We start from the raw sequence: 15737 nt of genomic DNA on the forward strand, positions 1-15737 counted from the left end.
CTTAAATCGTAAAGCCTTTCTTAAACGAAAGGAATTTATTTATGACAGAACATAAATCTGGCTTTGTGGCCATCGTCGGGCGTCCGAATGTAGGAAAATCAACCCTATTAAATCGTATCGTTGGTCAAAAAATTGCGATCATGAGTGATAAAGCTCAAACAACTAGAAACAAAATCCAAGGAGTCTATACGATCCCAGAGGCTCAAATTATTTTTATTGATACACCAGGAATCCATAAACCTAAACATCGCTTAGGTGATTATATGGTAGAAATGGCTTATAGTGCATTGCGTGAAGTTGATGCGATCATGTTTATGATTAGTGCCGATCAAAAACGCGGTCGCGGAGATGATTTTATTTTGGAACGTCTGAGTAAGCAAGAAGTCCCTGTTTATTTAGTCATCAACAAAATCGATACAGTTCATCCGGATGACTTATTAGCAATCATCGACGACTACCGAAAGATCATGGATTTCAAAGAGATCATTCCTATCTCAGCAACAGAAGGAAATAATGTCGAACACTTATTAGAGACATTGGTCGATCAAATGGATGAAGGCCCCCAATATTTCCCAGATGATCAAATCACCGATCATCCAGAATATTTTATTGTCTCTGAATTGATTCGCGAAAAAGTTTTGACTTTGACGAGAGATGAAGTTCCCCATTCAGTGGCCGTCGTTACGGATTCGATGAAACGGGATGAGAATGATAAAGTTCATATTCAAGCAACGATCATTGTCGAACGAACTAGTCAAAAAGGAATCATTATCGGTAAAGGTGGAAAGATGCTGAAAAATATTGGTATCCAGGCCCGAAAAGATATTGAAACATTACTTGCAGATAAAGTTTATTTAGAACTTTGGGTCAAAGTTCAAAAAGATTGGCGCGATAAACAAACGTATCTACAAGATTATGGGTATCGAAAAGACGATTATTAAGTCGCTAAAAATGATTTGATCGGAGCAAAGGATGTGGCATAGTGCCACACCCTTTTTTCTTAATTAAGGAAGGTGAAACAACATGGCTCAAATCGGTGAAACAAGAGGAATGATTTTGTTTAGCCGCGACTATAAAGAAAAAGACAAATTGATCAAGATATTTACAGAATCCGCGGGTAAAGTCATGTTTTTTGCAAAGGGTGCTCATCGAGCGAATAATCCGTTGCAAACCGCAATTCAACCATTTACTGAAGCCGTTTTTATTGGGAATTTAAAAACGGATGGATTGTCGTTTTTGAACAGTGCCAAAGATATAAAGCCGTTACGTAAATTGCAAGAAGATATCTTTTTAAATGCCTATGGCTCTTATATTTTAGGTTTAGCGGATTCAGCCATCGAAGACCATATCTATGATCCGGCGTTGTATGGCTTCACAAAAGATGCACTTCAACGAATGAATGACGGAGCAGACGGTGAAACGATCATGAATATCTTTGAAGTTCAGATCATGCAGCGCTTTGGTGTCGCGTTGAATTGGCAGAGTTGCGGCGTATGCCAAAAGACGACAGGTGCTTTTGATTATTCATCAAAATATAATGGGATATTATGTCAAGAACATTGGTCAATGGATCCTCATCGTTATCATGCAGATCCACGAGCAGTATATTTTATTCGCATGTTTAATAGCATCAACTATGATGCCATCAATACGATCAATTTAAAATTAGAAACAAAAAAGGCGATTCGCCAAACATTGGATCAATTATATGATGAATATATCGGTCTGCATTTGAAGAGTAAAAAATTTATTGATCAAATGAGTGAGTGGCAAGATGTTTTAAAACCAAAAGAAGAAACCTAAGCTTAAAGTCTATCGAGACTTTTAAGCTTAGGTTTCTTTCTTTAAATAGTGCAAAATAATGCTCCAAAGCACGCCCCCGACAAAAGCTAAAAAGAAATAAACGAAAATTGCTAAGGTGGAAACAGGGTTCTGATATAAAACGAGTGAAGCAAACACTCCAACAATAAACAAAAAAAGGATGTAGACAGTGATGCGTAGATAGATGGATATAAAAAATTTAAATTCAAGTAAATAAGTAAGTGCTAGAAAAGCTAACATACTGATAAGCTCAAAAAATATTTTGTTCGACCAACCATTAGTAAATAATTTAAAGAGCCACTGAATGATGAAGCACCCGAAAAAAAGAATGAGATAATAAGTCAACCAACGTTTCTTTTTTGAAATCATTCCAGAGACACCTTTCTTTGATTTAGGATGGTGGATAATTAAAACAGTACGTTTAGTATAGCAAAAAAATAATAGTCAATCGGTTCAATTTTTCAACGAGTCTATTTTATTTGATGAATGATTTGACAAAAGGGGTCTGGTGTCGCTATTATAGTAACAAGTTGAATAGGTGCGAAGATCAAATTTAGAATTTGTGGAAATCATAGCGAGTTAGGGATAGTGAGAGCCTAACATGGAAACAGATGTGGATTGGCGTTTGTGAGCACACGTAAATAAAGCTGCCAGGCATTAATTGCTTGGAAGTAGGGTGGAACCGCGTTGATAATACGTCCCTATGCCGATTTTTCGGCATAGGGACTTTTTTGTTTCATATATTCGTTCAAACAACTAAAAAGATCACGTACATAAAAAATTTATAGGAGGAAACAAGATGAGTAAATTAACTGTGCAAGAAATGATTTTGACGTTACAAAAATTTTGGTCAGATAATGGCTGTATGCTGATGCAGGCTTACGATACAGAAAAAGGGGCAGGAACAATGAGTCCGTACACTTTTTTACGTGCCATCGGTCCTGAACCATGGCGTGCAGCGTATGTAGAACCTTCTCGTCGTCCAGCAGATGGTCGTTACGGTGAAAATCCAAATCGTTTGTATCAACACCATCAATTTCAAGTCGTGATGAAACCTTCACCAAAGAATATTCAAGAATTGTATTTAGAAAGTTTGCGTTTACTGGGGATCGATCCTTTAGAACACGATATCCGTTTTGTTGAAGATAACTGGGAAAATCCTTCAATGGGGTGTGCGGGTGTTGGTTGGGAAGTTTGGTTGGATGGAATGGAAATTACCCAATTTACCTATTTCCAACAAGTAGGTGGCTTACAATGTCATCCAGTTACTTCTGAAATCACTTATGGCTTAGAACGTCTAGCTTCATATATCCAAGAAGTTGAAAGTGTTTATGATTTAGAATGGAGTGCCGGTGTTAAATATGGTGAAATCTTCAAACAACCAGAATATGAACATTCAAAATATTCATTTGAAGAAAGCAATCAAGAAATGTTATTAGAAAACTTCGACAAATTTGAAACTGAAGCGAAACGTTGTATCGATGAAAACTTAGTCCATCCAGCGTACGATTACATTTTAAAATGCAGTCATACATTCAATTTATTAGATGCTCGTGGAGCTGTCTCTGTTACAGAACGTGCTGGTTATTTGGCTCGAATCCGTAATATGGCTCGTGCGGTAGCAAAAATATTTGTGGCAGAACGTGAAAAATTAGGCTTCCCATTATTGAATCAGGAGGGAAAATAAGATGGCGAAAAATCTATTATTAGAAATTGGCTTAGAAGAAATGCCCGCCCATGTGGTTTGGCCAAGCAGCAAACAATTAGAAGAAAAAGTAACTAAATTTTTGACTGACAACAGTTTGACTTTTGAATCGATCGAAAGTTTTTCTACTCCTCGTCGATTAGCTATTCGGGTAACGAATATTCCAGAACGTCAAGAAGATGTACAAGAAGAAGTAAAAGGTCCAGCTAAGAAAATTGCTTTAGACGCTGAAGGTAACTGGAGCAAAGCGGCCCAAGGATTTGTTCGTGGCCAAGGCTTAACAACAGATGCGATCACTTTCCGTGAATTAAACGGTGTGGAATATGTTTATGTAACGAAATATATTCATGGTAAAGAAAGCAAAGAAGTATTGACCGGGCTTGAGGATGTTGTTAAAGGAATGACTTTCCCAACAATGATGCATTGGGGCGAAACCATGTTTGAATATATTCGTCCAATCCATTGGATCGTGGCTTTACTGGATGAAGAAGTGATTCCTTTTAATGTCTTAGATGTTCAAACTGGTCGTACGACTGAAGGTCATCGTTTCTTAGGTGACCAAGTGGAAGTAGCCGAGCCAAATGAGTATGATGTGAAATTAACCGAACAATTCGTGATTGCAGATGCACAAAAACGTCAACAAATGATCAGCGAACAAATTGAAGCAATCGCTGAAAAAAATAAATGGGTCATTGATTTGGATCCTAAATTATTAGAAGAAGTCACCAACTTAGTAGAATACCCCACGGCTTTTGTCGGGGATTTTGAAGAACGCTTCTTATCGATCCCAGAAGAAGTATTGGTAACCTCAATGAAAGAACATCAACGTTATTTTGAAGTTCGTAATCAAGCAGGAATGTTATTACCACACTTTATTTCTGTTCGCAATGGGAACAGTGTCAAACTGGATAATGTGGTCAAAGGAAACCAAAAGGTATTGGCTGCACGTTTAGAAGATGGTGAGTTTTTCTATGAAGAAGACAAGAAATCATCGATCGAAGACTTAGTAGAAAAACTAAAAAATGTGACGTTCCATGAAAAAATCGGCAGCATGTATGAAAAAATGAAACGGGTAGGCTTGATCAGCCAAATCATCGGCAAACGCGTAGGTCTAAGTGACGAAGAATTAACTGATTTGAAACGCGCAGCAGAGATCTATAAATTTGATCTAGTGACGAACATGGTTGGGGAATTCCCAGAATTACAAGGAATCATGGGTGAAAAATATGCCTTATTAAAAGGTGAAAAACCAGCAGTTGCGACGGCGATCAGAGAACATTATCAACCAATCTCTGCAGAAGGAGAACTACCCAAAACAGCGATTGGTGCCGTCCTAGCTATCGCAGATAAACTAGATAGTGTTCTAGGATTCTTTGCTGTTGACATGATTCCAAATGGTTCAAATGATCCTTATGCATTGCGTCGTCAAACATACGGAATCGTTCGGATCATTGAAGCTCAAGGTTGGACATTCCCGTTCACTGATCTTCAAGGTGCCGTAGTTGATGCCATCAATGAAGATGAATTGAATTATGGGATCCATTTCAATCGTGATCAAAAAGAATTTATTGAATTCTTCAAAGGTCGTTTACGCCAACGTTTACAAATGCATCACGTTCGTCATGATATTATTGACGCAGTAGTAGAATCAGAACAAGATGATATGGTCCAAATTTTCCAATCGGCTAAACTTTTTGAAAAACATGTCAGTGATGATAATTTTAAAGAAACGATGGAAGCACTGACTCGGGTCATTAATTTAACTAAAAAAATGGAACCAACGACAATTACTTATCAAGTAGATCCAGCACTCTTTGAAAATGATAGTGAGAAAGAATTGTATGCAGCGGTCAAAGAAGCCAAAGATGAATTTACAAATCAAAGTATGGCTGAAAATTACCATACATTGACTAATTTACGTCCAGTGATCGAACGCTATTTCAATGATACGATGATCATGGTCGAAGATGAAAAAATCCGTGATAATCGTCTGAACCAATTAGCGATTATCGCGCACATGGCTAATGCTTTAGCTAGCATCGATAAAATCATGACTAAATAAAAAAAGGCCTTCGAGTTATAAAAACTCGGAGGCTTTTTTTATAAAATCAATTTGAGTAATAGTGGAATGTAGGCTAAGTAAAGCAAGACAGAATAGCCTAAAGCTGAAGCGGCAAAAGGTTGATCTGCTTGATATGATCGTGCCAAAATCGGAACAGAGTTTTGGACAGGCATCGCAGATTGAATGATGAATACGGAAAGCATCAAAGGTGGGACCGTGATCCATTGGCCTAAAAGCCATACGATTAAAGGAGAAAGCAGATAGCGACCGAGCAATACTCCGAGGATGTCTTTGTTAAGTGTTAAATTTTTGATACCAACATTATAGACGATAATTCCAATGATGAACATGGATAGCGGTGTAGTCAAATTAGCAAGATAACTTAAAAATGTAGCAAATGACTCGGGAATCGAAAGGTTCAATAAAACAAGACAGAGTCCTAATAAAAAGCCCATTAAAGCAGGTGAAAATACCTTTTTGATGATCGGTAGTAAATGGAAGTTGACAGTCGCATGTTCGATCTGAGGATTATCACGAGCGATAAAATAAATACCTAATGTCCAAAAAATCGTCGTATTGACGATATAATAAAGCAACACATAAGGAACGGCACGTTCACCAAAAATAGCTGAGTTGATCGGTAAGCCAATAAAAATCGTATTTGAACAAGTAAACATTGTAGAAAAAGTGCCTCGACGATGGGGAGAAATCTGAAAGATCCGTTGATAAAGAAAACTGATCACAAAAGTCAATAACATTGACAGTAGCGGAATGATCATCCCGCTGACTAATTGTAAAAACTCAGCTCGCGAAAAATTTTTAGTGATCGTTAAAAACATATTGCAAGGCAAGGCAATCTGTAAAACAAGCTTGGAAAAAGCATCACCGATTTGATTGGAAAACCACTATTTGTATGTTAAAAAATAGCCGATAAACATTAAAATAAAAATAAATAGAATATTGATATATGCTGCAGTCATTTTTTCACCTCGTGTTCAATATACCGAAAAAAACAGATTCCATCAATCCTAGATGGAATCTGTTTTTTTTGTTTGATAGGCTAATAAACCAGTTAAATTTTCGATTTGTTCTTGTAGAGTTTCACCGACAGTCGTATCTTTGATCATGTTTCGTGTAAGTTCACGATCAATCACCCGCTTCAAAGAGGTCTCATCGGTTTGTTTATGTAGCAGGTTTTCAATCGAATCAAAAGGATCATGGGTCACTAATTGGAAACCGTATGAATTGTTCAGCAAAGAATAGCCCGCGATACCAGTCGTTTTTTGATAAGCTTTTGACAAACCACCATCGATTACAAAAAGCATTCCATCCCCTTTGATCGGAGATTCGCCGCTTTTTACTTTTACGGGCGTATGCCCATTGATGATTCGCGAATTTGGTGAATATAAAGCAAATTCTTTTAAAATCATTTTACAAGTCTCTTGTGTATCACGGTATTGGTAATATGGGTTTTTGATTTCTTTATGCGTCTCTTGATCATCAATAAAGTAGCGTTCAAAAGTGGTCATGGCACTTTTACCAAATTGTGGGGAAATTTTTCCAGACCAACAATACCAGATCCAGTCAGCTTCTGAACTATCCGTTTGCTGTTTTTGGCATCCTAAACGAATTTTTTCTTCGAAGAAATTCAATAAATCTTTTCCAGCATAAGACTGATTTTCCACTTTTAAAGGAAGAAAACCGCCAGCTTTTTTCAATGGTAGACAGCCATGGAATAATAGGTGTTGATTATAAACCAAATACATTGAACCTTTATCCAGCAGTAATTGAATATGCTCTTGCATTTTGACTGATTGTTGAAAAGAGGCTAATAACATATCTACCACATATTCTTCTTGCTCGTTCAATGCATGAACATCCGCTTGAATCGTTTGAAAACAACTTCCTTCTAACGGATACTCTTTATTCGCTAGTTGGATTGTTTCCGCATCAAAATCGATTTTTTCTAGTAATAAGCGATCATCCATCTCAAATTCAGGATGTCGTTTGATCAATTGTCCTTCTAACTTAAATTGGATGATGGCTAGGGCTTGGTGCACTTTTTCTAGACTATCACGACTTTCAATTGAATAGTGATTGCTACTATCTTTAGGTTTGAAGACAGAATTTTTTTGATAGTGTTCTTCGGCATACATAAATAAAGGCCGTAGATTCAATGCATACGCTTGTTCGATTTCATAAAGATAATTGTATCGTGCCGCAATTCTAAGTAATGTCAGCAAGCAAGCTCGGGAGCCAGCAAATGCTCCAATCCATAAAATATCATGGTTGCCCCACTGGATATCTAAAGAAGGGTGTTTGGCTAATTTATCGAGAATTTTATCTGCTTCTGGTCCACGATCATAAATATCACCAACTACATGTAAATGATCCACCACTAAACGTTGGATACTTTGACAAAGAGCTGTAATAAATGCGACGCCTTGATTTAAATCTAACAAATGAGACAATATTTGATCAAAATAGGCTGCCTGATCTTGGAAACTCGTATCGGTATACATTAATTCTTCGATGATATACGCGTATTGCTTCGGTAATGCTTTGCGGACTTTAGAACGCGTATACTTAGTAGAACAAAAAGCGAGTAGTTCAAGTAATTGACGAATTTTTTTGCGGAACCATGAGCGATCTTTGTGCGCAAAAAAATGTTCATCCTTTAGAGCTTCTTTCGGATAAGCAACGAGGATCGTCAGTTTATTTTTTTCATGTTCGGTTAAACGATCCCCGAATAATAAGCCGATTTTTTCTTTAGTATTTCCAGCTCCCGTTCGTAGGATATGATCAAAAGCCGTGAACTCCCCATGAATATCACTGATGTAAAGTTCGGTTCCTTTTGGCAGATGCATGATTGCTTCTAAGTTGATCAATTCGGTCATGATTGCCTCTTGGTTACTAAATTCTTTTTCCAACATTTGGTAATATTTTTCACGGGTCGATAACATAAGCTCCTCCTAATCTTGCCAGTGGCTATCTAGGTGTTCGCAAATCAAGGTAGCAGATTCTTCAATCGATTTGTTGGTCACATCCAAAGTGAAGGCACCCAATTCATCATAAACACTTAAAGCGTAATCAACTTCTTCTTTGATTCGATTGATATCAGAGTAACGAGAATTTTCAGCCAGTCCTAATGAATGCAGACGACTCATCCGAATTTTTTTCTGTACGTCTGGTTCGATGACTAAACCGATGATTTTTTCTTTTGGCACAGCTTTGATCTGTTCAGGTAAAGGTACTTCAGGGATCAAAGGTAGATTAGCGACTTTCAAACGTTGGTTCGCTAAATACATGCTTAATGGTGTTTTAGAAGTCCGAGAAATGCCCAATAAGACTAAGTCCGCTTCTAAAAAGCCTTTTGCATCTTTACCATCATCATATTTGACAGCAAATTCAATCGCCGCGACACGATCAAAATATTCTTGATTCAACTTGTGAACGACACCTGCTTTACGCATCGGTGCAACTCCGGATTTTTGGTAGATGATATCCATAAATGAACTCATTAAATTGATATACTGTAACCCAGTTCGTTCACCAAAATCTTCAACGATCTTAGTCAAATTTTCACTGACCAACGTAGTAACCACGACGGCACTATCCTTTAAGGCATCACTGAGAATGTTATGCAATTCTTTTTCATCTTTGGTGAAAGGAAAACGATAAGACAAGTCAAATTCTACAGTTGGAAATTGGGCGGTTACAGCATTTACTAATTTTAGGGATGTTTCACCGACTGAATCAGAGATCATGTATAAAGGAACACTTTTTTTCATTCTTTTTACTCCTATCGATTGGTTTCAGTTTGTTTTGCTTGCTGCATAATATAATTAAAAATCCGGGATTTAGTGATTTTTCCGATCACTTTTTTAGGATCTTCTTCGCTAACAACGGGCAAAGAATCAACTTGATAGTCTAATAAAACAGCACCAGCTTCTAAAACGGTATAATCTTTGGTACACGTCCGAAGGTGTGGCGCCCGTGTCATGACTACAGCCACGGGAGTGTTTTGCAGATTGCTGTTTAGAGATGCACGTAATAAGTCTTTTCTTGATAGTAAACCTACCAAATGCTGATCATTATCAGTAACATAGATGGATCCGACATCGTACATAAACATATTTGTGATCGCATCATGAATCGAAGTATCCTGTGGCGTCAAAAGGGGAGAGAGCATGATTTCTTCTACTTTTACGGAGAAGATTTTATCGAATAAAAATTGTTCGATTCCCGTGCCAGTATAGGTATAGCCAACTTTGGGACTAGCTTCCAATATGCCTGCCATCGTTAAGAAAGAAAGATCCGTACGTAAAGTAGCATGGGAGATTCCTAAATGTTCGGCGATTTTTTCACCACTTAATGGTTGATCGCGTTTAACGATTTCGATGATTTGTTCTTGTCTGGATGATAGATTCATAAGTCCTCCTGAATAATAATGAATGATCGTAGTTACTATTCATATTACTATAATTATTTTTACAACTACATTCGAATCAATCTATCCGAATGATGAATACACAACCTATTATACACGTTAAAAGGATATAAACAACGTAAATAGATTAATAAGCACATGATTAACTACTAAGCAAAAAGGGAAAATACTTTCTAAAAAATGGATTTAGCAGTATACTATTTTTTGTTGGAATAACCTGTTAGTCAAGGGGTCAAGACGCCGCGTTCTCAGCGCGGAGGCACGGGTTCAAATCCCGTACAGGTTATCGTAAAAAAAGAGACGACTCTCAAGGAGTCGTCTCTTTTTGTCTAAAGAAAACCACCGTCACTGCTAAGCGATGGTGGTTTGGTTATTATTTATGTTGTTGTTTTCCAGCGTTACGTCCGCCGTTTGTATTCTTTTTGTTTTTTGGTTGATTTAGATTTGCTGGTTTTGTTTTTACAGGTTCAGCTTTTTTGATTGTTGGGGTAACAACTTGTTTTGGTGGATTTTTCTTTAAATCTTCTTGCACTTTAGCTTTGATCCGAGGTCGCATCAAAACATTTGTGATAAATGTTTGTAAACAACTAAAGACCCCACCGACTACCCAATACAAAGCGACACCGGCTGGAGAAGTAAATGACATGAAAATAATCATCAATGGAGATGCGATCATCATGCTACGCATCGTTTTCTTTTGTTCTTCTGGAACACCGATCAATGAAATATAGCCTTGTAATAAATAAGCGATTCCGACAACTACCACTAAAATCATACTTGATTTTGATAAATCAATGCCTAAGAAAGTAGAGTGTTGCATTCCTTCAGAAAAACGTGCTGTATAGTACAATGCTGAAAAAATCGGCATTTGAATCAGTAAAGGTAAACAACCGATTCCGCCCATCATACTCATATTGTTTTCTTTATAGACAGCTTGGACTTCACGTTGAGCAGCCATTTGTTCTTCTTGAGTAGAAGCTTGTTTCACTTTTGCTTGAGCCGCATCAATTTGTGGTTTGATGGCCTGCATTTTTTCAGTTTGGATCAATGATTTTTTTGATTGATGAATTCCTAAAGGTAAGATGATCAAACGAACAATTACTGTCAATACGATAATTGCCAATCCGTATGACCAATTGAAATTGTGAACCATCCAGTTAAGGAAATTTTCTAAGGGAACTACCAACGTCTTATACACGAGACCGGACGTATCTGGGTTTCCATTTTTATCCGATCGAACGCAACCCGAAAGGAGTAAAAGGATACCGAGTAAGCCGGAGCCTAAAAGCCAATTTTTAAATTTAGTCATTAAATTCTTCCTCTACTTAATAAAAATTTATACAGGGATTACTATACTAGATAATACAAGCCTTTTCAATCTAATTTGAAAAAATCAGGGAACCTTGTTAATTTTTTAATAGACAACTTTAAATCGCTCGTAATCTTTGATTGTAGCATCTTCTTGCTGTTCAATATGTTCCACTTTGGCAAAAGGGTTTTGAGGGTGTTTCAGTTGGTCTAAAAACTGATTGATTTGTTTGTCTGTGCCAACTGCCTCAATCGTTACCGTGCCATCACTCTCATTTTTCACTGTTCCTGTTATTCCGATTTCGCTCGCGATTTGTTGCGTAGTATAACGAAAGCCGACGCCTTGCACACGACCTGAAACATTCAAATGTAGTTTCATTAGAAAAAACCTCCTTATTTTATTTTCTTATCTTCTATGATAGCGACTTTTACTAGTTGTTACAAGAATTCGCGTGCTATAATGGCATGCATAGCAACAAAGTACAGAATATTTTAAAAGAATAATCAACTATCAGTGGGGTGAAATACTTGAAAGAAATTCAATCAAGTAAAAATGCACTAATTAAAGAAACGAAAAAATTGCAACAAAAAAAATATCGTCAACAAACAAAAAGCTATTTATTGGAAGGCTTTCATTTGGTCCAAGAGGCCGTAGCGGCAAATGTTTCGTTAAAAGAAATCTTTATCAACCAACGAGGTTTGACGGAATGGTCGGAATGGATTGAGAAAAATCTAACGGATTATTATCTGGTATCCGATGAAGTATTAAAAACTTTGGCTAGTCAACCAACACCGCAAGGAATCGTCGCCATTGCCGAAATTATAGAACCCGAAAATGAGATTGAACTTTCTGGAGCGTGGCTTTTATTAGACAATGTCCAAGACCCAGGAAATGTTGGGACCATGATTCGAACGGCAGATGCAGCTGGTTTTACGGGCGTAGTTTTAGGGCAAGGAAGTGCCGATTTATACAATCCGAAGACTTTACGCAGTACGCAAGGTAGTTTGTTCCATTTAAAAGTAATCAGCGAAGAGTTAAATCAATTTATTCCGCGCTTGAAACAAAGCGGATCGCCTGTTTTTGGAACGGCCTTGGATGTGAAGGCTAAGGATTATGCAAATATCGATCGTTTAGAAAACTTTGCATTAGTCATGGGCAATGAAGGCCAAGGGATGACAGCTGAAATTTTAGCAATGACAGATCAGAATCTCTATATTCCAATCAAAGGAAAAGCTGAATCCTTAAATGTAGCGATTGCTGCTGGGATTGTGATGTTCCAGTTGATAAAATAAGTCTTTACAATTTTGTAACTGTTATTAAGGAACTGTTAAACTTGCCTCTTCCTTAGATGGAAGCCTATCCAACTTTTTCTAATCGTGCTATAATTATCGTCAGAAACAAGAAAAGGGGCATTTAATCTATGGCGGAAAACTGGCGTGAAGACGAGGAATACGTTTCCTATATTGAAGATTTACTAGCCACTGAAGAAGTACAAAAATTAGCAAATTATACTCAACATATGAATTCGACTCGTTTAGAACACTCTATTAGTGTTTCATATAATAGTTACAAATTAGCAAAGCAATTTCACGGAGATGCGAAAGCAACAGCTCGTGCAGGTTTGTTGCATGACCTATTCTACTATGATTGGCGGACTACAAAATTTGATGAAGGTTCACATGCATATATGCATCCACGGATTGCAGTTAAAAATGCGGAAAAGATCACTGAATTGTCTGATCTTGAACGAGACATCATTGTCAAACATATGTGGGGGGCAACGATCACTCCTCCTAAATACAAAGAAAGCTATATCGTAACGATGGTCGATAAATATTGCGCAGTCAAAGAAGCTGCGGAACCTTGGTTAGAAAAAATCAATCGTTATAAATTACGCTTAAAAAAAGAATGGAACTAACCTTTAAATAAAAAACGACTAGGCATCAAACAAAAACTTGTTTGATGCCTAATTTATGCGTTAAAATAGCATTTGAGAGGAAAGTGAGGCGGAAGTTTATCAAACAAAATATAACAAAGCAAATACTATTCACGATTTTTGGAACCTTTATTGCTGCGATTGGTGTTCGTTTGATCGTTGTCAGCGGCTTAGGGGCGGATGCAATCAGCACATTAGTCTTAGGGATTTTACAACATGTATCTGTTCAATTCGGGACGGTCAGTATGCTATTCAATGGCATCATTTTGATTATTATTTTCTTTTATGATCGAACAATGATCGGGATAGGTAGTATTATCAATAGTTTCGGTTTAGGTTTTTGTTTAAATATTTTAGACTGGTTGGGGATTTTACATACGATTCCAGACGGAACGGCCTATCTATCAATCATTGCAGGATCAATTATTTTTGGAATCGGAACCGGAATCTATTTATTAGCAGATGCGGGTTCTGCAGCGTATGAGTCATTGATGATCTTACTTAAACGTCTGATCAAAAGCTCAGTCAAAACGGCTAGAATTTTATTAGACGCGTTGATTTTTTTGACTGGTTTTTTATTGGGAGGACATATTGGTTGGGGAACAGTGATTGTTTTGCTATTGATGGGCCCTTCATTAGAAGTAACATTGAACCAATTGCCAAAATTAAAATTTTTCCGGATCCAAGAAGCAAAATAGCTTCAATAATTTTCCCTAGTAAGTATAAACGTTATTTGCTACAATGAATAAGGTTCATTTCATAGAAAATGATATACAAATGAGGAGTGTTTATTAATGATTTCAGCAAGTGATTTACGAGCAGGAATGACTTTCGTACAAGACGGAAAATTAATCAAAGTATTAGATGCTAGCCACCACAAACCAGGTAAAGGAAATACTGTTATGCGTATGAAATTACGCGATGTCCGCTCAGGTTCTACGTATGATACAACGTTCCGTCCAGAAGAAAAATTTGAAAAAGCCATGATCGAAACAAAAGCGGTACAATATTTGTACAGCCAAGATGATATGGCGATTTTCATGGATTTAGAAACATATGAACAATATGAAATCCCAGTTACTACAGTCGAAGAAGAAATGAAATATATTCTTGAAAACATGGAAGTTAAAATTCAATTCTTTGGTGACGAAGTTATTGGTGTGACTTTACCAACTTCAGTTATCTTGAAAGTAGTTGAAACACAACCATCAATCAAGGGTGCAACTGTTACTGGTTCAGGTAAACCAGCGACAATGGAAACAGGTTTAGTCGTAAATGTTCCTGACTTTATTGAAGCTGGCGAAATGCTAGAAATCAATACTCAAGAAGGTACGTACCAAAAACGTGCTAATAAATAGTTAGAAAAAAGCAGCCAAAACTTTTTAAAAGTTTTGGCTGCTTTTTGATTTATAGTGCACTTTGATGAGCCATCAATTCTGGATAATATTCAAATTCAGCAAAAATTTGTGTGTTATGATCCATAAAACGTTTCGCCCAATTTTCTGCTTCAAAAAAGGCTAGAATCGTTTGATCAATCGGTTGATAAGGTATATTCAAAAAAGCAGTCAATTTACTTAAATCAGTTTCGAGCATAAATATATTTCTAGCATCATAGAGCCGATAGTAAGGCAACATTTCATTTGCTGTAATCAATTTTTTTTGGAGAAAAATCGATTCAAAGGTGCGCAATGTTACGCCGTATTGGCCAGCTCTTAAAATCTCTAAGATAGCTTTGCTATGATTGACTAATGTTAGGTATTCGCTGTAAGGTAAATAATCTGCGTGTTCGTTTCCATGGCCGGAAAGGATATGATAAAGGGATTTAAGGCCCAATTTTTCAAATTGCTTTTTTAAGGCTAGCGCTTGTTGCTTCCGCCCATTATCATTGGCACCAAAAAAAATATCATAATCAGGATGTTGCGCAGGTGCAGCAATTGCTTTGGTGTAAAAGGAACTATTATGCAATAAACCTAAATCACGGGCTTCCAGTGGATCAAAATGATAGATACTATCGATAGCTGGTTCATTTTGAGCGGCATTTAATTTTCGGTAATGTTCTAGTTTGAAATGGTTCCAAAAAAATAAAATGATTTTTGCTTTCGTAAAAGGCCGTATCTTAGCGGCCATCTCGACTTCGAAACCATAATCTAAAAAAATAATCAAATGAAAATGTTTTAGATAAACTGCTAAAAAGTCTTTTTTAGCAGTAAGCAAATCTTTCCCTGAATAAACACTGATATTTTTCAAGGCAGGGAAAAAGTAGAGCGCTGAATCTTTAGCAACTAACAACACTTCAGAATTATTCATATTCCTCCCAGCTTTCTAAATAGATTTGCCTTATCATAGCGTTTTCTTTAGTGATTGGCGATCAATTAGCTTGAGAAAAAACGTACAAAAAAGAAGTTAGCACTAGTGCTAACTTCTAATGGGATTTTTTATTCAATAGCTGATAAT

At 36.9% G+C, this 15737-nt stretch carries 14 protein-coding genes, 1 tRNA gene and 1 pseudogene; 9 read left to right on the forward strand and 7 right to left on the reverse strand.

All coding sequences use genetic code 11. The annotated features are described in order from the left end of the window. The first annotated feature begins 41 nt into the window (after nt 1–41). From era to glyS, 4 genes are all read left to right on the forward strand, one after another. The gene (era, locus tag RV04_RS06000; protein WP_071857564.1) at nt 42–941 is read left to right on the forward strand and encodes a GTPase Era; all 900 of its coding nucleotides are present in this window, start codon (nt 42–44) and stop codon (nt 939–941) included. An 82-nt stretch (nt 942–1023) separates the two neighbouring features. After that, nucleotides 1024–1803, forward strand: coding sequence for a DNA repair protein RecO (gene recO / locus RV04_RS06005; RefSeq protein ID WP_071857565.1), 780 nt, complete (start codon nt 1024–1026; stop codon nt 1801–1803). A gap of 817 nt (nt 1804–2620) precedes the next feature. Then, entirely contained in the window at nt 2621–3508 is an 888-nt protein-coding gene (glyQ, locus tag RV04_RS06015) for a glycine--tRNA ligase subunit alpha (protein WP_071857567.1), read from the forward strand. Between the two features lies 1 nt (nt 3509). Continuing rightward, nucleotides 3510–5588, forward strand: a complete 2079-nt coding sequence (gene glyS, locus RV04_RS06020; protein WP_071857568.1) for a glycine--tRNA ligase subunit beta — start codon at nt 3510–3512, stop codon at nt 5586–5588. Between the two features lie 38 nt (nt 5589–5626). Here glyS and RV04_RS06025 read toward each other — a convergent pair. The 4 genes and pseudogenes from RV04_RS06025 to RV04_RS06040 all read right to left on the reverse strand — a co-directional run bounded on the left by RV04_RS06025 (nt 5627) and on the right by RV04_RS06040 (nt 10020). Next, a pseudogene (locus RV04_RS06025) lies at nt 5627–6568 on the reverse strand (AEC family transporter). Nucleotides 6569–6616: 48 nt separating this feature from the next. After that, nucleotides 6617–8551 carry a fructose-1,6-bisphosphatase gene (locus RV04_RS06030; RefSeq protein WP_071857569.1) on the reverse strand — a complete coding sequence of 645 codons (1935 nt, stop codon included), beginning with the start codon at nt 8549–8551 and terminating at the stop codon, nt 6617–6619. A gap of 9 nt (nt 8552–8560) precedes the next feature. Further along, nucleotides 8561–9379, reverse strand: a complete 819-nt coding sequence (locus RV04_RS06035) for a pyruvate, water dikinase regulatory protein (protein WP_071857570.1) — start codon at nt 9377–9379, stop codon at nt 8561–8563. A gap of 11 nt (nt 9380–9390) precedes the next feature. Next, on the reverse strand, nt 9391–10020 hold the full coding sequence (locus RV04_RS06040; protein ID WP_071857571.1) for a helix-turn-helix transcriptional regulator: 630 nt from the start codon (nt 10018–10020) through the stop codon (nt 9391–9393). 232 nt (nt 10021–10252) lie between these two features. Here RV04_RS06040 and RV04_RS06045 point away from each other — a divergent pair. After that, nucleotides 10253–10324 (forward strand) — tRNA-Glu (locus RV04_RS06045). Between the two features lie 87 nt (nt 10325–10411). Here the strand turns inward: RV04_RS06045 and yidC are convergent. Together yidC and RV04_RS06055 are read right to left on the reverse strand one after the other, a co-directional pair. Further along, the gene (yidC, locus tag RV04_RS06050; protein ID WP_071857572.1) at nt 10412–11347 is read right to left on the reverse strand and encodes a membrane protein insertase YidC; all 936 of its coding nucleotides are present in this window, start codon (nt 11345–11347) and stop codon (nt 10412–10414) included. Between the two features lie 105 nt (nt 11348–11452). Continuing rightward, a complete protein-coding gene (locus tag RV04_RS06055; protein ID WP_071857573.1) occupies nt 11453–11725 on the reverse strand; it encodes an acylphosphatase in 273 nt (90 codons plus the stop codon). Between the two features lie 149 nt (nt 11726–11874). On the opposite strand from RV04_RS06055, the gene RV04_RS06060 reads away from it, so the two are divergent. From RV04_RS06060 to efp, 4 genes are all read left to right on the forward strand, one after another. After that, nucleotides 11875–12639 (forward strand): TrmH family RNA methyltransferase, encoded by a 765-nt coding sequence (locus RV04_RS06060; protein WP_071857574.1) that lies wholly within the window; start codon nt 11875–11877, stop codon nt 12637–12639. A 128-nt stretch (nt 12640–12767) separates the two neighbouring features. Then, nucleotides 12768–13265, forward strand: a complete 498-nt coding sequence (locus RV04_RS06065; protein ID WP_071857575.1) for an HD domain-containing protein — start codon at nt 12768–12770, stop codon at nt 13263–13265. Nucleotides 13266–13348: 83 nt separating this feature from the next. Continuing rightward, nucleotides 13349–13981 (forward strand): YczE/YyaS/YitT family protein, encoded by a 633-nt coding sequence (locus tag RV04_RS06070; protein WP_071857576.1) that lies wholly within the window; start codon nt 13349–13351, stop codon nt 13979–13981. Nucleotides 13982–14077: 96 nt separating this feature from the next. Continuing rightward, complete coding sequence (gene efp, locus RV04_RS06075) at nt 14078–14641, forward strand: elongation factor P (RefSeq protein ID WP_071857577.1); 564 nt, start codon at nt 14078–14080, stop codon at nt 14639–14641. Between the two features lie 49 nt (nt 14642–14690). Here the strand turns inward: efp and RV04_RS06080 are convergent, their stop codons facing one another. Further along, nucleotides 14691–15590, reverse strand: a complete 900-nt coding sequence (locus RV04_RS06080) for a WaaS/CpsH family glycosyltransferase (RefSeq protein ID WP_071857578.1) — start codon at nt 15588–15590, stop codon at nt 14691–14693. Nucleotides 15591–15737: the final 147 nt, after the last annotated feature.

It is taken from the genome of Enterococcus hermanniensis, from assembly GCF_001885945.1.
Classification (GTDB): Bacteria; Bacillota; Bacilli; order Lactobacillales; family Enterococcaceae; genus Enterococcus_A; species Enterococcus_A hermanniensis.